Here is an 18803-nt window from a genome sequence, read left to right as displayed (position 1 = left end):
TCAGCTGAAGTTAACTCCTACAAGGAGGTGAAGTTGGCTTGAAATTAGATAAAAACCATTAATAAAACTAATAAAATTTAAAATTACGCTATATTTTTATCTTAAACTCCACTATTCTTAATCTATATCAATGATTAAATGTAAATCGGAGTATCTGTATGAGCGTTTTAACGAAAGAAATTGGTGATATTTGTATTTCTTGTACTGTTTTACCCATTATCGGTATTACGGCGGTTACAGCGGCGATTTATTATTTAATACAGTTGTTTGTCTAATTAATTGTTTTTCAGTTTTATATAACGTTAGTTTTTTGCCCTGTTAAGGTTCATATCCCCGAGAGAGATATTTCACAGCAGTTTACCTGTAAGTTAAACTGAATTTATGTCTGCTTCAGGGTATAAGCTGTCACAAGCTTATCTAGTTACCCTGCCATAGAGCTAAAGTCATAATCCAGATCTGGAGAAGGCTCTTGCAGGAAGTTGCCTTGAATAAAGTTAATGCCCATGCCCCAGAGTACAGATAAGCTGGTTGCGTCCTGTACGCATTGAGCAATTGTTAGTTTGTTTAACTCCATAGCCTTTTCGGTAATCGCTTTTACCGCTTCCTGATTTTCTGTGCTTGTAGACAGCTCTTCCATAAAAGAACGTTCCAGCTTTAGGTAGTCTGCAGGTATATGCTTTAATAACTCGAATGGATTGCTGCCGGTACCAAAATCGTCAAGTGCAAAACCACAGTTTAACTCCTGTAAAGATTTTGCCAGTTCGGCTGTATACTTCAGACTGGTAACCGCAACGCTTTCTTTTACTTCAAAGATCAGGCTGTTTTTAGGTACGTTATATTTCTTTAACTGTTCTTTTAGCCATGACATCAGGCTGGTGTCTTTTAATGAGTTAGCGGCCAGTTTGACAAAGAATAAAGTGCGCTTACCTTCTTTCCAGCATTTCGTTAGTGTGGTAATTGTTGTGAGTAATACCCAGCGATCGATGGCAATAGACATGCCCGTTCTGTCTGCAGCAGGTAGAAAATCATTGGGCATAATAATGTTGCCATCTGTATCTAGCATGCGAACAAATACTTCATATCGTTCATCGGTATCACCATGTAAGCTAATAACCGGTTGAAAGTTGAGAATAAAACGGTTGTTTTTAAGAGCAAGTTTCAGGTCAGTGACTACCTTGGCGTCAATTTCTTTCTGTGTTAATTCGCCTTCTTTAGGTTGATAAACAATAACCGTGTTAGGCCCCTGTTTGCCAGCTTCTTCTACTGCTCGTTCTGCACGTAATAAAATTTCACCGGTATCTGGTGTGTTTTTATCTAACAGGCTCACACCAATAGTGCAGGTAGTGTTGAGTGATTGGGTTTTGATATTGGCAATAAAATCACGCGATGCTTTGCTGATTTTATTTGCGTATTCTTCAATGGTTTCTGCCGTCTGGTTGAAAGCAATAATGGAGTAAGTATTGCCTTCAAAGTGAGCCAGTACATCATCACCTGCAACAGACTCTTCAAACTGTCTTGAAATTTCATTTAAGAACTGGTCAGCAGCAACAACACCAACGCTTTGTTTGATATCGTCAAAATTATCGAGGTGAATAAGCAGAGCCGCAGCGGTGATTTTACCTTCTTTTGCTTTTGATGCTGAGTCTTCAATGGTATCTAAAAAGTACTGACGATTAAATAATCCGGTAATAGAATCTGTCTGGCTCATCATGGCCAATTGTTTTTCTAAATCTTTATTATCAGATTGTGTTCTGATAATAACCTGTATGCAGGGTTCGCCTTCTATGCTGGCAGGAGAAAACTCCATTTCACCTTTGAACTCTGTTCCATTTGATTTACTCAGGCTTAATTTTAGCTTATCACTATCGCAACTTCCTGATTTGCAGTTGTCACGTAAAAAAGTTTTGAAACCATCTCTGTCGTCCGAACCAACCATGTCCAGAATAGGCATGCCTTCCAGATCTTCTGATTCGTCAAAACCAAATAAAGTTAAATAAGAGTGATTTGAATATACATGCATACCTTCATGTATATAAGCAATCGCATCACGGGAAGAATCAAGTAGTGCTTCGCAGCGTTTCTCGGTTTCCTTGATAGCAATTTCGAGTTTAAATAATTTTGCAATACTGGAGTGTGCCTGAATTTCCCGGTGCATAACCATTTCAAGATGAGAAGGGTTGTCGTATGAAGTTAAATCTCTGGCGCCTGTGCGCATGGCTTCAATAACATCTAATTCGTGCCCGGGACGGTTTACTGCTAAAACAGGCACAGGTTCACTGGCGTGTTCTTCAAGGCATTGAACTGTGTCCTGCAATGAGATTAATTCCATGCCATTTGAGTAGAGCAATATGTCAGGTGTTTTTTTCCTTAAGGCTTCTATTAAATCTTCATCATCTTCAATACGCGTTGTATGTGCTGCATATCCTGAGCTACGCATAAGCTTAACTATGTTTTCTTCATTATTAAATGAGTCATCAATAATGAAAATATTTATTTTTTTCTTTTCTTCCACAGCTTAAGCTTCCAGGTAGTTTTATTAGTTATAATGAAGACCAGATTGAATCAAAATTATCAGGATTCTTCCTTTCAGATCGTCCTTCATTGCCGTTGTCTTCATCATCAGGCGTATTGTCTTCATTGGGTTGTGAAAACTGGAACTGGGTAAATGAACCGGTGTGTTCACGTACTGTGCCTAGTTTAATTTCCATATCACGTTCGTAAACATGTAAGTTTAATGTGTTGCTGCGACGGAATGCATGAGCGGGTAAAAGTAATGTGGATGGTTGTTGTATTGGTTTTATGCCGGGTAACATTAAGCCGTTAAATGGCTCTTCATTTTTACGTTCTGTCCTCTGTACCTGACAGGAAATAACTTTTGGGGATAAAACCTGAACGCCAATTTCCAGACCATTTTCATGGCTATACTGCATCCAGCGAATAACACCAACTCGCCACTGGTATGTGTGATCGGGTTCTTTTTCACGAATACTTATTAACTCGCCAACCAGTGCGCGGGAAGGTAAGTCTGAATCCCAGAACAGGCAATAACCGCCTGCACTTACATTCGTTATTTTCCAGTGTATATCAGGGTCTTCTTTAAAAAGTTCACCAATGGTCTGGTCCTGCTCCTGAAGTTCATTGGCATAAGTTGCTGTCAGGGTGCGGCCTTTTGCAACCATATCCCATGCGCCTGAAGAGCGATCTTTTTCGTTTTGCATTTCAGGGTGGGTGATAAAAAATGTAGGATCCTGTTGAGCAAATACATCTTTACTCGCCTGTTCATTTTCAGGAATAGATTCCAGAGAAAACATTTTGTTTGGTTTTTTGAGTTTAGGCTTGGGCGGTTCTATTTCCGTGTTTAATGCTTTGTGTATCGGGTTCAAACCAATGGTTACTTTAATATCATCTTTACGTACAGCGCGTGAAAAACGACGTTTAGCACAAAGGCTCCATGAAGAAACTAATGTTCGAATTGTTTCCTGTGATACCTGATCGCCTATTGAAACAGCTGAATATAAATCATCAGATTCATTATCTATTTTTTGAAGATGTTCAACCAGTTTAGAGGTTTCTATTGAACGGACATGCTCAAGGTTTTTCAGGTCGCTTTCAGAAACGCAATTTGGTGGCAGGTCTCCATCAAGTTTACTAACAAAATAACGATTAAGTTTATTTTTAGATGGTTGATTACTAATACTGGCAAATTTTGCCCAGCCATTAATGGATTTGAATAAACGCTCAGCATCGCTCTGGCGTAATGCGTTAGGGCGAGCCAGTGAGAAAAGCAGAATCTGTTTATAATAATCCTCGGCAGTAATATCTTTAATTGATAACTCGGGATCTTTTACGCTTTTCTGGTGTAAATTTTTAAATTCTGCATAACCATAGATACGGTGAATATCCCACCATACTCCTCGTGGTAATTCGGAATAAATCTGGCTTGAACGAAGAAGTAATTCGGAATAATAATGCAGTGATCGTTCGCAGGCGGTGAGTATGGTTTTAGTGTCTATTTTAGCGAGGTTGTTTGATGCCTCAAAAATGAGAATTTTATAACCGGTTGCCATTTCATTTAATAATGCCTGATTAAGATGCGTGATCTTATAGCTTTTTTCGGGCAAGGGTAATGTGCGATTTATAAAATGTTTGTTGAGCTGATTGAAAATGTAACGCGTAGGTTCGCGCAGTATTTCCATATTTTCCAGGCGGTGTTTAGGTGTTATTGCCTGACGATTCAGGGATAAAATACCATTATATACCTGACGCGTGAAATCACCCATATTGGCGCGCTTTAAGCTAGACAGCCATTTTTTTACTTTTCGCGGATGGTTTGGAAAATCATCCTTATCTGGGGTGGTCTGTTCCGGAACGTTTAATTTCATATCGTTTGTCGGCTTGGTTATTATCCTTTTTATCGCCTTTGAGCCCTTATCTGTCTCAAGTCTATCCTATTTATGCATATTATTTAATAAAAACAGTTAGATACTGCTGCTTTTTAAGCTAATTTCATGCGTTATTATAGATTTATAGCTCATTCGCTGGAGTTTTGCTCGTTTCTCCTGCAATTTCACGGACTAGCCTGGGCACTAGAAAGCCCGGTAATTTATTTTGCATCTGTGTCATAAGGCATAATGCGTCGTTTAATTTTACATCAAAATGAGCTGCACCCTGTACCGGATCCAGTAAATGAAGATAGTAAGGAAGAACACCTGCGTTAAACAGTGTTTCAGACAGATTAACCTGGTCGTCAATATGATGGTTGATGTCTTTCAGTAATACCGCCTGATTAAGGAGGTGAATCCCGGCCTGCTTTAATTTATCAAGCGCATTAACTTCATTGTCGGTAATTTCATTGGCATGATTAGCGTGTATAACCAGGCAAACATTAAATCGGCTGGATGATAGTGTGTTTACCAGTTTGTCGGTAATGCGATCAGGTAAAACCACAGGCAATCGGCTGTGTATGCGTAAACGTGTTATATGGGGGATATTTTCGAGCTGTGTGACTAAATCATCCAGTTTTTTATCAGATAGAACAAGTGGGTCTCCTCCACTTAAGATGACTTCTTTTATACTTTTATCATGTTGAATATAGTTAATTGCCTGTGACCATTGTTCCCGCCCTGCTTGTTGTTGCTGGTAGGGGAAGTGACGGCGAAAACAATAACGACAGTGTACGGCACAGGCACCCGTCGTGATAAGTAATACCCTGCCATTATATTTATGTAACAACCCCGGTGTTTTGTTTGCGTTTAAATCACCAACAGGGTCGGTGTGAAAATTCTCCGAGGGCAGCATCTCCTGAGATTGAGTCATAATCTGTAATAACAGGGGATCCCGAGCATTGCTTTTCTGTATTTTATTTATATAAGCATGTGGCACTTTAAGGCTAAATTGTTGATTTGCTTCGCTGAAAAGGGGGAACTGGTCAGGTTTTATGTTCAGAATATCTAGTAGTTGATCCGGGTCAGAAACGGCCTGCGATAGTTGCTGCTGCCAGCTTATTGGCAAATTAGAGATGAAATTCTCAGATTTGATCGTTATAGTTTTTGGCATTATGGGCTGTTCCGAGTATTATATGCGCTGCTTTTGATCTAGATAGATATACATGTCTTCTAGATTCAATGTCCATAATAAAGGTTATTTGCAAATGGCATCATACAGTACAAATGAATTTCGTGGCGGTCTTAAACTAATACTAGATAATGATCCGTGTTCAATTATTGAAAATGAATTAGTAAAACCCGGTAAAGGGCAGGCGTTTAATCGAGTAAAGTTACGTAACTTGAAAACAGGTCGAGTGCTTGAGAAAACCTTTAAATCAGGTGAATCAGTAGAAGCGGCAGATGTAGTCGATGTTGAAATGGAGTTTTCATATAACGATGGTGAATTCTGGTACTTTATGGATCCTAATACTTTTGAGCAAATTGCAGCGCCAGATTCTGCCATGGTTGATTCGGGTAAATGGATTAAAGCTCAGGAGTTATGCACGGTTACGTTATGGAATGGTGCTCCTTTAGTTGTAGCGGCTCCCAATTTTGTTGAGTTAGCCGTGAGTGAAACAGATCCGGGTCTGAAAGGCGATACAGCTCAGGGTGGAACAAAACCAGCAACACTTGAGTCAGGCGCAGTTGTTAAAGTACCTTTATTCATTGAAGAAGGTGAAATGCTTAAAATTGATACTCGTAGTGGTGAGTACGTTTCACGAGTTAAAAGCAGTTAATCTGAAAATTAAATAATGTCTTTTAACTGGCAACCAACCGCTTCAGTTTCGATATTAAAAGAGAGAGCCCGAATGTTGCAAAGTATTCGGGCTTTTTTTTTACAGCGAAATGTACTGGAAGTAGAAACCCCGGTTATTTCGCCTGCCGCTATTACTGATCCGCAACTGGAAAGTTTTTCTACGCAGTTTCATCAAAAAGAATTTTATCTGCACACGTCCCCTGAGTTTTATATGAAACGCCTGCTTGCTGCAGGAAGCGGGGATATATACCAAATTGCAAAGGTGTTCAGGGATGATGAAAATGGGAGAAACCATAATCCGGAATTTACCATGCTGGAATGGTATCGTCTGGGTTTTGATCATCATCGGTTAATGGATGAAATAGAAAAACTTTTAAGTGAGCTGATGGCGAGGGGAAAAGTTAATTTTCAACGCTTAAGTTATCAGCAGGCATTTATTAATCAACTTGAAATTGATCCGTTTAATTCTGATGTTACCCAGTTAAAGCAATGCGCGAAAAAATTTAATATTGAAACGCCACAGGGTATGGATGATGACAGGGATATGTGGCTAGACTGGTTGATGGTGGAAAAAATTGCGCCTGACTTTTCTAAAGACAGTTTTACTTTTTTATATGATTATCCTGCTTCACAGGCTTCATTAGCGCGTCTGGATAAAGAAGATTCACGTAAGGCTAATCGATTTGAACTATTTTATGGTGAGCTTGAGTTGGCGAATGGTTTTTATGAATTAACCAATGCTGATGAGCAGGCGAGGCGTTTTGAAAGTGATAATATTAGTCGTCAACAAAGAGGGCAGGAATTAATGCCAGTTGATGAGTGTTTGCTTGGTGCTTTGAAATCTGGTTTACCTGAGTGTTCAGGGGTGGCGATTGGTGTTGATCGGCTTTTGATGTTGATGGTGGGGGCTGATCATATTAATGAGGTGATTAGTTTTGGGGATGAGTTTTCGGGATAATAGTTTGTCTGTAAGCTCATAGTTTTATGGGAATTAAAGTTCTGCGGTGTCGTCTGCCGAGTACTCGCAAACTCCTAACTTTCTGGGAGTTAGACTTCTGTGGTTTGATCTGCAGAAGAGCGAGTAAATATCTAACAGCTCAAACTACAGAATTAAAATTTCCATAATGATAAAAGCTTGCCCATACTCGATCAGCTAAAAACAATCAAATATTATACGAAGCCAACTTCTGCCCAAGTGTCACAACTTCATCATGTTTAATTGCATCATCAAGCGTAACTTTATCATTCATTAATAGAACAACCGTAGACCCTAGATTAAATCGCCCCATTTCTAAACCTTTCTTCAGGTTTATATCGACATTCTCATAAGTGGTATGAATAACTTTACGTTTACTCGGTGGTGTAACTGAACCCGCCCACACCGTATCAATAGCAGAAACATTTACAGCGCCAACCAGAATCATAATCATCGGGCCATGGTCGGTTTCAAATTTACATACCAGTCGCTCATTGCGTGCAAATAATCTGGGAACAGTATTAACTGTGTGAGGTGCAACACTGAATAAACGCCCGGGTACATAAACCATGTCGGTTAGTTTTCCATCAAGGGGCATATGAATGCGGTGATAGTCCCGGGGAGATAAATAGATGGTTGCAAAACTTGCATTTGTAAAAGGTTCTGCCAATTTATCTATGCCACCGACCAGTTCCAGTAAACTATAGTCCTGGCCTTTAGCCTGAAAAACTCTGCCATTTTCAATCGCCTGCGCCTGACTTACTTTTCCATCAACCGGGCAGACCATGGTTTTTTCTGAATTATCTATTATTCTTGCATCTGCTTTTAATGCACGAGTAAAAAAAGCATTAAGGGTTTCATAAGCGTAGGGGTTTTCTTCAACCGCCTCAGACATATTGACTTCATGTAATGACAGGTAAATTTTTAAGGTAAAGTTTTTTACAGGCGCCCATTTAATACGAGCGACTTTAAATACCACGGCAGAAATTAAATGATGTGGTAAAAAATAAAAAGGAGTGGATTTTAAATAATCGGTAAATGATGCTTTCATAATTTTAGTCGTAATTGGTTTACATTCCGCCGCATTTTCCAGCGGCACATTTCATGGCTCGTGAAGAGGTTTTTTTAATATTCACATCGAGTGATATTTTTGTGTCATTCGAGAGAGTAAAGTTCAGCTTAATCAGGTCACCATGCTTAAACCATTTTTCTGGTTTGATTAACATTAAATGATAACTGCCTGACTTTAAAATCAGTTTTCCATTGGCGGGTATGCTGAGTTTTTTCTGTGGCAGCATTTTAGCAAAACCATCAACTTCTTTAGATTGATGCATTTCTACCATTTTAAATGATTGACTGTTTACGCTAATAATATCAATGTTTTTACTGGTGGTATTACTGATTTCCATGTAGCCGGCCATCACGCCTGCGCCTGGAGGTGCTTCAGGAATTCTGGCATTGAGAAATTCCAGACTGCCAGTCGCATTTGCATTAAAACTGAGAAACAGGCTGAGTAGTAAGGATATAGATAAAGTTTTCATGGAAATATACTTCTGCACAATAATTACTCGTGATTATATTCGCCACGGGTTAATATTTAAAGCTCTTATCAATTCCCGGGCTAACAGGATTAAATAATGTCTATAAACGGTATCCCTGAAGAATTAAAAACCATAAAAGACTATATGCGTTGGGGTGTCAGCCGGTTTAACGAAGCTGAGCTGTATTATGGACATGGTATGGCCAGTGCGCTGGATGAAGTGGTTTACCTTTGTTTGTTTGCCTTGCATTTGCCACATGATTTCTCTGAAAATTATTTTGATACTGCTTTAACTCTGGATGAAAAACAGGCTGTTTTTAAGCTGTTAAGTCGCCGTATAGAGGAAAAAATACCTGCATCTTATTTAACCGGTGAGGCCTGGTTTGCGGGTTTGCCCTTTGTGGTGAATGAAAATGTACTGGTGCCAAGATCGCCTATTGCAGAATTAATTGAAAAACAGTTTGAGCCCTGGGTCGAGGCTGAATCTGTAGAAAATATTCTTGATCTCTGTTGTGGTAGTGGTTGTATCGGTATTGCTTCTGCATACGCCTTTGACTGGGCTTATGTTGATATGGTGGATATTTCACCAGAGGCAATTGAAGTAGCGGCGGAAAATATACAGCGACATCAGCTGGATGAGCGCGTCAGCGTGATTGAATCTAACCTGTTTGAGAATGTGCCTCAGCGTCATTACGATATTATTGTTAGTAACCCGCCTTATGTGGATGCAGAGGACATGGCATCTTTACCTGATGAATATTTACATGAACCGGAATTAGGGCTTGCTGCGGGGGATGACGGGCTGGATCTGGTGGTACCTATGTTACAGCAGGCTAGAAAATATTTAACTGATCAGGGTATTCTGGTGGTTGAAGTGGGTAATTCACAACACGCTTTACAGGAGGCTTATCCTCACGTGCCTTTTTACTGGCTGGATTTTGAGCGGGGTGGTTCTGGTATTTTTCTATTAACAGCAGAGCAGCTGGACGAATTTGAATTTTAACTGGGGAGCTGTGCTCTGTGTTTATCTGTCAATATTTTTAGACGGGTTTTAATTTAAATATGGGGAGTTTGAACCAGAAGCTAACGCCCTTTTCGTGATTGTTCATAGCGTCAATTTCACCATCATGTAAATCAATTAACTGTTTACATATTGCTAGGCCTAAACCTGTTTGAGGCTCATTATTAGTGGGCTTATTGCTTAGTTCGGCATTTTTTATAAATAGTTGTTCAAAGTCACTATCTGCTAATCCCGGGCCAGTATCTGAAACGATAATCGATACACCATCATCACCGACTTTAGTGCAGATAGTGATTGTGTCATTTGCAGAGCAAAACTTAACCGCATTATCCACCAGATTATCCAGCACCTGAGCGATACGTGATCGATCTACTTCTACAGTTGGTGTGTTCTCTTCAATTTTGCTAATTAGATTAATGCGTTTTTCGCTGGCATAAGCCAGATGTCGGTTAATGGTTTCGGAGATAAGGGGTTCTATCTGTAATGGAATTTTTGTTAGGCGTATCTGACCAAATCCGCCTGCCTGAGCATTTAAAATACACTCTACGATCGAGTTCATAAAGTTAGCTGATTGCGCAATGGTATTGAAGTTATATATTATTTCTTCATTATCAATAGGCTGGTTCGTGGCTACTTTTAAACTTGATGTGGCTGCTGCGTCCTGAATAACTGCAATTGGTTTACGTAAGTCATGGCTTGCAGTGGTGAGAAACTCATTGTTTAGTGCGGATAATTGTTTCAGACTCAATTGCGTCTGTAAGCGTGCAATCAGAATCGGGAAATTAATAGGTTTAGATACATAATCGTTTGCGCCAAGCTCAAGTGCACGTACGATACGCTGGTCTTCATCAATGGCAGTAACCATAATGATGGGTAAATCAACCATGGAATACTGCTGTCGAAGTGTGTGTAATACCTGTAAACCCATAATTTCGGGCAACATGATGTCCAGTAAAATAACATCAGGTTTTTTTTCTTCTACCATGTCCAGGGCCTGTTGCCCATCAACTGCAAATCTTAAATTATAATTACAGGGTTGCAGGCGCAATGCCATTATTTCCCTGTTAAATTCTTCATCTTCGACAATCAGTATGTCTGGTATTGAAAAGTACATATTCTACATTTGAATTTATTAGTATGATTCCACTATATAGGTTTTTGCCCCCCGCTGGCAAGCCGATATGTTAATATTGAGACTTGAGTCTATTGAGGAAATAAAGTGTCAGGTAATACTTTTGGTAAATTATTCACTGTAACCACCAGTGGTGAGTCTCATGGTCCTGCGTTAATGGCGATTGTTGATGGTTGCCCACCGGGAATTGAGTTATCTGAAGAAGATCTTCAGGCCGATCTTGATCGCCGTCGCCCTGGTACATCTCGCCATACTACTCAGCGTAGAGAGCCGGATCAGGTTAAAATTCTTTCAGGTGTTTTTGAAGGTAAAACAACCGGTACACCCATTGGTTTACTGATTGAAAATGTAGATCAGCGCTCAAAAGATTACGGTAATATCGCGCAAACTTTCAGGCCGGGACATGCTGATTATACTTACACACAAAAATATGGATTTCGTGATTATAGAGGTGGTGGTCGTTCATCAGCCAGAGAAACTGCAATGCGGGTTGCAGCAGGAGCAATTGCGAAGAAGTTTCTTAAAGATCAGTACAATATATTGATTCGTGGTTACCTGTCAAAATTAGGACCGATTGAAGTTGAAGAACATGACTGGGATCAGGTTAGTCAAAATCCATTTTTTAGCCCCGACAAAAATAAGGTTAAAGAAATGGAAGATTATATGGATGAGTTGCGTAAAGAAGGTAACTCAGTAGGTGCCAGAATTTCAGTTGTGGCCGAAGGTGTGCCGCCGGGATTAGGTGAGCCCATTTTTGATCGATTAGATGCTGAAGTTTCTTATGCAATGATGACAATTAATGCCGCTAAGGGTGTAGAAATTGGTGGTGGTTTTAGTTGTGTAGAAGCCAAAGGTACCGAGTTTCGTGATGAAATAACACCTGAAGGTTTTTTAAGTAATCATGCGGGTGGTATTTTAGGGGGCATAAGTTCCGGGCAGAATATTGTTGTTCATACCGCGTTTAAACCGACTTCCAGTATGCGTTTATCCGGTAGAAGTGTTGATATAAATGGTGAACCTATGGAAGTGGTAACTCATGGTCGTCATGACCCCTGTGTTGGTATTCGAGCCACTCCCATTTGTGAAGCTATGCTGGCATTAACACTGGCCGATCACATGATGCGATTTAAAGCGCAGTGTGGTGATGTAAGGTGCTCTACACCGGTTATACCGGCTGGTGATGATTAATTTATTTAAAATAATCTATCTAATTAAACATGACTTCTAGTCAAATGCCTTACTGGCGTCTCTCTGGTTTTTACTGGGTTTACTTCGCTTCACTTGGCGTAGTGGTACCTTACTGGAGCCTGTATTTAAATTCATTAGGCTTTGATGCCCGATCTATTGGTGAGTTAATGGCCATACTCATGGCCACAAAAATTGTAGCACCTTATTTATGGAGCTGGATAGCTGATCATACAGGGCACTGTATGAAAATTATCCGTGTTGCCAGTATCTGTTCAACCATTGCATTTTTAGGTGTGTTTTTAGACTCGAGTTTCTGGTGGCTCGTTATTGTGATGTTGCTATTCAGCTTTTTCTGGAATGCAACGCTGCCGCAGTTTGAAGCTAACACCATGAATCACTTAGGCGAACATACACATAAATATAGTGTGGTGCGTTTATGGGGTTCCATGGGTTTTGTGGTCTCGGTAATCGTCATTGGCGTGCTGTTAGATGAATTTGGTTATCAGTTAGTGCCCGTCTCTGTTTTTATTCTTTATGTATTAATTGTTGTATTTAGTTTTCTTGTGAAGGATGCACCCTGTACATCAACGCATATTGAGCAGGGATCAATATTAAAAGTATTAAAGCAACCTCATGTAATGGCATTGTTATTGATCTGCTTTTTAATGCAGATGAGTCACGGGCCTTATTACACATTTTATTCTATTTATTTAAAACAGTTTGGTTACAGCAGTTCAGCATTGGGCTGGTTATGGGCATTGGGTGTAATAGCTGAAATTATTCTGTTTATGTTTATGCATAAATTAATGCCGAAATACAGGCCAAGATCATTAATGATAATAGCGCTGGCCTTAACAACATTACGCTGGTTATTAATAGGTGCATACGTAGAAGATTTTTTAATTGTTATTTTTGCTCAGTGTTTACATGCAGCCAGTTTTGGTTTGTATCATGCGGTGGCTATAGAATTATTTCATCGTAATTTTAAGGGCAAGTTGCAGGGGAGGGGGCAGGCTCTGTATTCAGCAATTAGTTTTGGTGCCGGAGGTGCTGTAGGAACCTTGTTGAGCGGTGCTTACTGGGATGCTTATTCGCCACAGGTTATTTTCAGTGCGGCTGCAATGGCTTCCTTACTGGCATTATTCGTCGTAGTTAAAATGAATCGTTTAGAGAGGGTTATTTAAAACTAGCACCGAAAATATAATTGAGAGATTGAGTTTAAAGTTGAAATTTAAGATTGGGTTAGAAGCTCAGAGCGGTGAATAAAAATATAACCCGCTCTGAGTTTTTAATTAGTGATTATGTCCGCAACTTTCACCATGAGCATGTATGTGCCCATGACTTAGCTCTTCTTCAGTGGCATCACGTACATCCATAACTTCCACAGAATAGTTCAATGTCACGCCAGCTAAAGGTGGGTTGCCGTCAATTGTTACATCATCGCCATTTATTTCACTAACGGTAATTAATACAGGTTGGCCGTCATCGCCTTCTGCATGAAACTGCATACCGACTTCAACTTTTTCATCGCCAAATGCGCTGCTATTGATTACCTGAGTGATAGCCGGGTTGTATTCACCATATGCATCCTTAGGTTCCAGCACTAAGTCAAAAGTATCACCTTTTGTTTTATCGTTTAATGCAGATTCCAGCCCTGGAATGATATTGTGATGTCCGTGTAAATAGATAAAACTTGAATCTTTTGATTCATCAATTAATTTACCTTCATTATCTTTCAGGGTGTAATTGATCGTAATGGCTTTGTCGGCAGATATATTCATGGTTTGCTCAGTTTGATTTTAAAAGTGCTGGGATTATATCTTATTTGGATTCTGGTTTACTAGTCTGATTAAATATGGCAATAATTGCGTCTCTTTTCATATCCGAGCTGTTATTAGTATGCCATCACAGAAACAGATTAACGAATTCTCCAGTTTTGCTCACAAGGTTGCTGATGCAGTAGGTGAAATTCACCGTAAGTATTATCGTCAGCCAGTTTCAACGGAATACAAGGACGATAGCAGCCCTGTCACTCAGGTAGATAAAGAGTCTGAGGCGTTAATGCGTGAAATGGTCATGAAGCGCTTTCCCGAGCATGGCATTCTGGGAGAGGAGTATCCGCCGCACCAGCCAGATGCAGAGTTTGTCTGGGTGATTGATCCGGTTGATGGCACCAAGTATTTTATGACCGGACATCCTACCTTTGCCCTGTTATTAGGTCTGGCTTATCAGGGGGAGTTTATTTTGGGCGTAATTGATCAGGCGATCTCCCGGGAGCGCTGGATCGGGGCTGATGGCGCAGGAACCTATCTGAATGGTGAGCTCATTCATACACGTAAGTGTGCTTCTATCGATAAAGCGATTATTGCTCGCGCGGGTTTTGAGTGGCATACAGAGGGGCGTGATCATTATATTGATAAAGTCTGGAAAGCGACTCATTGGGCGCAGTGGGGTGTGGCACCATATGATTATGGTTTGTTAGCCGCGGGGCATCTCGATGTTGTGATTACAGCGGGGCCTCTGGTTCATGATTATGCTGCACTTGGGCCAATTATCAATAATGCCGGTGGATTGGTGACAGACTGGTTTGGTAATAAACTGACGCTCAATTCACCTAATCATGTGATTGCCACGGGCAATCCGAAATTGATGCAGGAACTTATTTCGATACTGAATTTTCCGGCTGATGGGTAAGTGTATGTCTTTCGCTACCACATGATTTAATGGTAAAGTTCTTCACCATAATATAAAGACATGCTCTAGATAGCATGCGGAAGAGAAAAATGGGTGCCAGCTTATTAATGGTGCTCTTAAATGATTAATAACAAGGAGATTTAAATGCAGTATAAAAAGGGTTTTATTAGCGTATTGTGCCTGGTGTTTTTAGCCATATCTGGCTGTTCTTCAGTACCTATGGCAAGTTCTACACAGGATAATCAGGCAAAACTGTTCCATACGCATCCTGAAAAATCTAACTTATATATTTTTAGAAGTGATAAAGAAGGTTCATCAATAAAAATGAAGTTAGATGTTGATGGGAAGTATGTGGCAACTAATATCGGGCAGACATATATAAAATTAGTTGTTGATCCAGGTAAACATGTCATCGTCTCTCATGCAGATAATAACTACAGATTAGTGCTCGCAACGTTGAAGAATAAAAATTATTTTATTTATCAGGATGTGAAGGTTGGGAAAGTGACTACACGTACAAAACTGAGTCATGTGCGTGAAAACGTAGGTAAGCAGGGTGTAATAAATAGTGTAATGATATCATCTGTCGCTTTTTCGCCAGCATTGTCTATGCGTTAGGCAAAAGTTACCAGTCAATGATGTCTTCCTGAGTTCAGGTTTGTGTCATGACTGGTTTTTTGAGGCGCTATGAAGTTCTAACATTAGCATTTTAGCGGCATTAGATAAGGTTCGATGCTGATGACTGACAACCCCCAGTAACCTTTCAAACTCAATCCCTTTTATATGCATAATAGCTATGTCGCTGGTAACCATCGATACCGGCAATACGCTCCATCCAAGGCCGATTGATACCATCATCTTTATGGTTTCCAGATAATTCGTTTCCATGGCAATATTTAAATTTTGATGATTCAGTCCCAGAGCATTTTCAAGCAATTCACGTGTGAAGGTGTTTTGAGAAGGCAGAATAGCAGGGATTTTACTTAAGCTGGAAACATCGATCCGTGGTGAACTGGCTTGCGGATGTTGCGTGCTAATCACGACATCCAGAGGGTCGCGCCAGATAATCTGGCTTTGCAGTTTGGGCCAGTCCTGCTCTGGCAAAGTGGCAATGGCAAGATCTACCTCGCCTTTCAGAACACAGTTGCAGGCTTCTTCCGAGTCCATAAACTGAAGATCCAGATCAACATCAGGATATTTTCTGGTATATGCTCGCAACACCGGAGGAAGTCGGTGCAAGCCAATATGGTGACTTGTCGCGATGCTGAGTTTGCCGCTCACTTTTTCATTTAAATTACCAATGGCGCGTTTACTTTCTTCCAATTCAGCTAAAATACGCAATGCACTTGGTAGCAATGCCCGCCCTGCTTCGGTGAGTTGTACCTGTCTGCCGATGCGATCGAACAGACGTGTATTGAGTTCTGTTTCCAGAGCGGCAATCCGTTTACTAACAGCTGGTTGTGTAATAAAGAGTAGTTCGGCCGCTTTTGAAAACGACTGTTTTTCGCTGACGGTTATAAAGGCTGAAAGATTTTGAATATCCATAATTTATCTGTATTTGATTCTGTTTAACCAGGTTGTATCAGGGGTTTGTATTTATTGTGGTTAATTTGTTAGTTATTCCTATTAGGAATAGTTTATATGAAAAAGATGAATTTGTTTTATGTTTCGGCTGAAGTTAGAATCTAACAACTGAAAGACTCAGCCCGATTTATGACTATAAGGCGCTGTAGCAGGAGATTAAGAGAAATGCCCGGTAAGACATTATACGAAAAATTATTTAATTCTCATGTGGTACGGTCTGAAGAAGACGGTACTGCATTACTTTATATAGACCGTCATTTAGTGCATGAAGTGACATCACCTCAGGCTTTTGAAGGTTTAAGATTAGCTAATCGTAAGCCATGGCGTGCAGACGCTGCATTGGCGGTACCTGATCATAATGTACCAACCGTCGCGGCTGAGCGAGCGAAAGGTATCACGGATGCGGTTGCTCGTATTCAGGTTGATACACTGGAAAAAAACACCACTGAATTTGGTATTACCCAGTTTGCAATGAATGATATACGTCAGGGTATTGTGCATGTCATTGGCCCGGAGCAGGGTGCAACCTTGCCGGGTATGACGCTTGTTTGTGGTGATTCGCATACCGCTACCCATGGTGCTTTTGGATCTATGGCTTTTGGAATCGGTACTTCAGAAGTTGAGCATGTATTGGCTACCCAGTGTTTGTTGCAGAAAAAAATGCAAAATATGCGTATCAATGTTGAAGGTAAGTTAGGCGCAGGCGTAACGGCTAAAGATATTGTGCTGGCAGTCATTGGTGAAATTGGCACTGCAGGTGGTACAGGTTATGCCATGGAATTTGCCGGTTCTGCTATTCGTGACCTTTCAATGGATGGGCGAATGACCATCTGTAATATGGCGATTGAAGCCGGTGCTCGAGTTGGCCTTGTGGCGGTTGATCAGACAACGATTGATTATGTTGAAGGACGCCCTTATTCGCCTGAAGGTGATAACTGGGATCTGGCCGTTGCTGCCTGGTTTGATTTACACAGTGATGAAGATGCTGTTTTTGATGAAGAAATCACACTGGACGCTGCATCTATAAAACCTCAGGTTACCTGGGGAACCTCTCCGGAAATGGTGGTATCTGTAGATATGGATGTGCCAGATCCTGCGAATGAATCGGATACAGTTAAGTCTGACGGTATGCAGAAAGCACTGGAATATATGGGGCTGGATGCGGGTACACCGATGGATAAAATAAATATCGATAAGGTGTTTATCGGATCCTGCACGAATTCGCGTCTGCAAGACTTGCAGGAAGCAGCGGATATTATCAAGGGTCGTAAGGTCGCAGATAATGTAAAACTGGCAATGATTGTTCCTGGTTCGGGATTAATAAAACAGCAGGCAGAGAAAGCCGGACTGGATAAAATTTTTCTTGATGCGGGTTTTGAATGGCGTGAACCGGGTTGTTCAATGTGCCTGGCAATGAATGCGGATAAACTTGAAGCGGGTGAACGTTGTGCATCCACTTCTAATAGAAATTTTGAAGGCCGTCAGGGTTCCGGTGGGCGTACTCATCTGGTTGGTCCGGCGATGGCCGCTGCTGCTGCAATTGCAGGGCATTTTGTAGATGTAAGAAACTTTTAAAGGTGAAGTTATGAAAATATTTTTTGGGTTAATGGTTCTGGTTTCTCTTTCTTTTCTTAATGCATGTAATGTTAAAGATGCAGCGAAGAGTGTTGGTGATGCGGGTAATAGTGTCGGTGGAGCAGTAGAAGACACTATTAGTAGAGACAAGGCAAAAAAATAATTACGAGTTAATAATGGAAAAATTTATTAAAGTTACAGGTATCGTTGCACCGATGGATCGACCTAATGTCGATACAGATGCAATTATTCCAAAACAATTTTTAAAATCAATCAAACGTTCAGGTTTTGGTCCGAATGCATTTGATGACTGGCGTTATCTTGATCCGGGGGCACCGGATATTGATAATTCTACGCGTCGTATAAATCCTGAGTTTGTTCTTAATCAGTCGCCATACGATAAAGCCACTATATTAATTGCCAGAGAAAATTTTGGCTGTGGCTCGTCTCGTGAACATGCGGTATGGGCTCTGGATGATTATGGTTTTCGTGCGGTAATAGCGCCCAGTTTTGCTGATATCTTTTTTAATAACAGTTTTAAAAATGGCATGTTACCCATTGTGCTGGATGCTGAAATTGTTGAAGACTTATTTAATAAAGTAGCTTCTAAATCAGGTTATGAGTTAACTGTTGATTTACAGAAACAAAAAGTGATTACAGAAGAAGGTGAAGAGTACCCATTTGAAGTGGATGCTTTTAGAAAACATTGCTTACTGAATGGTCTGGATGATATTAGTTTAACGCTGCAGCACGAAAGTGAAATAAAAGCGTACGAAGAAAAAACAAAACAGTCAGCTCCCTGGTTGTTTTAATTATTTGCCACAGAGACACGAGTACATAGAGTCGTTTT

The 18803-nt window shown here is 40.4% G+C and carries 17 protein-coding genes; 9 read left to right on the top strand and 8 right to left on the bottom strand.

Annotated features, from left to right (window positions below; all coding sequences use genetic code 11):
- Positions 1 to 421 precede the first annotated feature (421 nt).
- The 3 genes from DIZ80_05235 to epmB form a co-directional block, all read right to left on the bottom strand.
- Positions 422 to 2512, bottom strand: coding sequence for a two-component system response regulator (locus DIZ80_05235; GenBank protein ID RDH84870.1), 2091 nt, complete (start codon positions 2510 to 2512; stop codon positions 422 to 424).
- Positions 2513 to 2540: 28 nt separating this feature from the next.
- Entirely contained in the window at positions 2541 to 4382 is a 1842-nt protein-coding gene (locus DIZ80_05230) for a hypothetical protein (GenBank protein ID RDH84869.1), read from the bottom strand.
- A 142-nt stretch (positions 4383 to 4524) separates the two neighbouring features.
- The gene (gene epmB, locus DIZ80_05225) at positions 4525 to 5556 is read right to left on the bottom strand and encodes an EF-P beta-lysylation protein EpmB (protein RDH84868.1); all 1032 of its coding nucleotides are present in this window, start codon (positions 5554 to 5556) and stop codon (positions 4525 to 4527) included.
- 94 nt (positions 5557 to 5650) lie between these two features.
- Between epmB and efp the strand changes: the two genes are divergently transcribed.
- Together efp and DIZ80_05215 are read left to right on the top strand one after the other, a co-directional pair.
- Complete coding sequence (gene efp / locus DIZ80_05220; GenBank protein ID RDH84867.1) at positions 5651 to 6223, top strand: elongation factor P; 573 nt, start codon at positions 5651 to 5653, stop codon at positions 6221 to 6223.
- 15 nt (positions 6224 to 6238) lie between these two features.
- On the top strand, positions 6239 to 7201 hold the full coding sequence (locus DIZ80_05215) for a hypothetical protein (GenBank protein ID RDH84866.1): 963 nt from the start codon (positions 6239 to 6241) through the stop codon (positions 7199 to 7201).
- Positions 7202 to 7406: 205 nt separating this feature from the next.
- Here DIZ80_05215 and psd read toward each other — a convergent pair whose 3' ends face one another.
- Entirely contained in the window at positions 7407 to 8270 is an 864-nt protein-coding gene (gene psd, locus DIZ80_05210; protein RDH84865.1) for a phosphatidylserine decarboxylase, read from the bottom strand.
- A 19-nt stretch (positions 8271 to 8289) separates the two neighbouring features.
- Complete coding sequence (locus tag DIZ80_05205; GenBank protein RDH84864.1) at positions 8290 to 8760, bottom strand: hypothetical protein; 471 nt, start codon at positions 8758 to 8760, stop codon at positions 8290 to 8292.
- Between the two features lie 96 nt (positions 8761 to 8856).
- On the opposite strand from DIZ80_05205, the gene DIZ80_05200 reads away from it, so the two are divergent.
- A complete protein-coding gene (locus tag DIZ80_05200; protein ID RDH84863.1) occupies positions 8857 to 9762 on the top strand; it encodes a 50S ribosomal protein L3 N(5)-glutamine methyltransferase in 906 nt (301 codons plus the stop codon).
- 37 nt (positions 9763 to 9799) lie between these two features.
- Here the strand turns inward: DIZ80_05200 and DIZ80_05195 are convergent, their stop codons facing one another.
- A complete protein-coding gene (locus DIZ80_05195; GenBank protein RDH84862.1) occupies positions 9800 to 10894 on the bottom strand; it encodes a hypothetical protein in 1095 nt (364 codons plus the stop codon).
- Between the two features lie 105 nt (positions 10895 to 10999).
- On the opposite strand from DIZ80_05195, the gene DIZ80_05190 reads away from it, so the two are divergent.
- Together DIZ80_05190 and DIZ80_05185 are read left to right on the top strand one after the other, a co-directional pair.
- Entirely contained in the window at positions 11000 to 12100 is a 1101-nt protein-coding gene (locus DIZ80_05190) for a chorismate synthase (GenBank protein ID RDH84861.1), read from the top strand.
- 29 nt (positions 12101 to 12129) lie between these two features.
- Positions 12130 to 13284 (top strand): MFS transporter, encoded by a 1155-nt coding sequence (locus DIZ80_05185; GenBank protein RDH84860.1) that lies wholly within the window; start codon positions 12130 to 12132, stop codon positions 13282 to 13284.
- A 108-nt stretch (positions 13285 to 13392) separates the two neighbouring features.
- Here DIZ80_05185 and DIZ80_05180 read toward each other — a convergent pair whose 3' ends face one another.
- Positions 13393 to 13881: a peptidylprolyl isomerase gene (locus DIZ80_05180; protein ID RDH84859.1), complete on the bottom strand. Its 489-nt coding sequence runs from the start codon at positions 13879 to 13881 to the stop codon at positions 13393 to 13395.
- A 118-nt stretch (positions 13882 to 13999) separates the two neighbouring features.
- On the opposite strand from DIZ80_05180, the gene DIZ80_05175 reads away from it, so the two are divergent.
- Both DIZ80_05175 and DIZ80_05170 read left to right on the top strand, forming a co-directional pair.
- Positions 14000 to 14794, top strand: a complete 795-nt coding sequence (locus DIZ80_05175; protein ID RDH84858.1) for a histidinol phosphate phosphatase — start codon at positions 14000 to 14002, stop codon at positions 14792 to 14794.
- Between the two features lie 144 nt (positions 14795 to 14938).
- On the top strand, positions 14939 to 15412 hold the full coding sequence (locus tag DIZ80_05170; GenBank protein ID RDH84857.1) for a hypothetical protein: 474 nt from the start codon (positions 14939 to 14941) through the stop codon (positions 15410 to 15412).
- A gap of 45 nt (positions 15413 to 15457) precedes the next feature.
- On the opposite strand, the gene DIZ80_05165 is transcribed toward DIZ80_05170, so the two are convergent.
- Complete coding sequence (locus DIZ80_05165) at positions 15458 to 16339, bottom strand: LysR family transcriptional regulator (protein ID RDH84856.1); 882 nt, start codon at positions 16337 to 16339, stop codon at positions 15458 to 15460.
- Between the two features lie 204 nt (positions 16340 to 16543).
- Here DIZ80_05165 and leuC point away from each other — a divergent pair, with 204 nt between their 5' ends.
- Together leuC and leuD are read left to right on the top strand one after the other, a co-directional pair.
- Positions 16544 to 17953: a 3-isopropylmalate dehydratase large subunit gene (gene leuC, locus DIZ80_05160; GenBank protein RDH84855.1), complete on the top strand. Its 1410-nt coding sequence runs from the start codon at positions 16544 to 16546 to the stop codon at positions 17951 to 17953.
- 176 nt (positions 17954 to 18129) lie between these two features.
- Positions 18130 to 18765 (top strand): 3-isopropylmalate dehydratase small subunit, encoded by a 636-nt coding sequence (leuD, locus tag DIZ80_05155; protein ID RDH84854.1) that lies wholly within the window; start codon positions 18130 to 18132, stop codon positions 18763 to 18765.
- The last annotated feature ends 38 nt before the right edge of the window (positions 18766 to 18803 follow it).

Origin of the sequence: endosymbiont of Galathealinum brachiosum (genome assembly GCA_003349885.1) — a bacterium.
Lineage (GTDB): Bacteria > Pseudomonadota > Gammaproteobacteria > SZUA-229 > SZUA-229 > SZUA-229.
The sequence above is the reverse complement of the archived record's forward strand: the minus strand, read 5'-3'. Positions and strand labels throughout refer to the sequence as shown.

Bases quoted from the DNA above. Each gene is read 5' to 3' on its own strand.
- DIZ80_05175 (RDH84858.1), top strand. From the start codon at position 14,000: ATGCCATCACAGAAACAGATTAACGAATTCTCCAGTTTTGCTCACAAG.
- DIZ80_05165 (RDH84856.1), bottom strand. From the start codon at position 16,339: ATGGATATTCAAAATCTTTCAGCCTTTATAACCGTCAGCGAAAAACAG.
- DIZ80_05170 (RDH84857.1), top strand. From the start codon at position 14,939: ATGCAGTATAAAAAGGGTTTTATTAGCGTATTGTGCCTGGTGTTTTTA.
- psd (RDH84865.1), bottom strand. From the start codon at position 8,270: ATGAAAGCATCATTTACCGATTATTTAAAATCCACTCCTTTTTATTTT.
- DIZ80_05205 (RDH84864.1), bottom strand. From the start codon at position 8,760: ATGAAAACTTTATCTATATCCTTACTACTCAGCCTGTTTCTCAGTTTT.
- DIZ80_05180 (RDH84859.1), bottom strand. From the start codon at position 13,881: ATGAATATATCTGCCGACAAAGCCATTACGATCAATTACACCCTGAAA.
- leuD (RDH84854.1), top strand. From the start codon at position 18,130: ATGGAAAAATTTATTAAAGTTACAGGTATCGTTGCACCGATGGATCGA.
- leuC (RDH84855.1), top strand. From the start codon at position 16,544: ATGCCCGGTAAGACATTATACGAAAAATTATTTAATTCTCATGTGGTA.
- DIZ80_05215 (RDH84866.1), top strand. From the start codon at position 6,239: ATGTCTTTTAACTGGCAACCAACCGCTTCAGTTTCGATATTAAAAGAG.
- DIZ80_05195 (RDH84862.1), bottom strand. From the start codon at position 10,894: ATGTACTTTTCAATACCAGACATACTGATTGTCGAAGATGAAGAATTT.
- DIZ80_05200 (RDH84863.1), top strand. From the start codon at position 8,857: ATGTCTATAAACGGTATCCCTGAAGAATTAAAAACCATAAAAGACTAT.
- DIZ80_05230 (RDH84869.1), bottom strand. From the start codon at position 4,382: ATGAAATTAAACGTTCCGGAACAGACCACCCCAGATAAGGATGATTTT.
- efp (RDH84867.1), top strand. From the start codon at position 5,651: ATGGCATCATACAGTACAAATGAATTTCGTGGCGGTCTTAAACTAATA.
- epmB (RDH84868.1), bottom strand. From the start codon at position 5,556: ATGCCAAAAACTATAACGATCAAATCTGAGAATTTCATCTCTAATTTG.
- DIZ80_05185 (RDH84860.1), top strand. From the start codon at position 12,130: ATGACTTCTAGTCAAATGCCTTACTGGCGTCTCTCTGGTTTTTACTGG.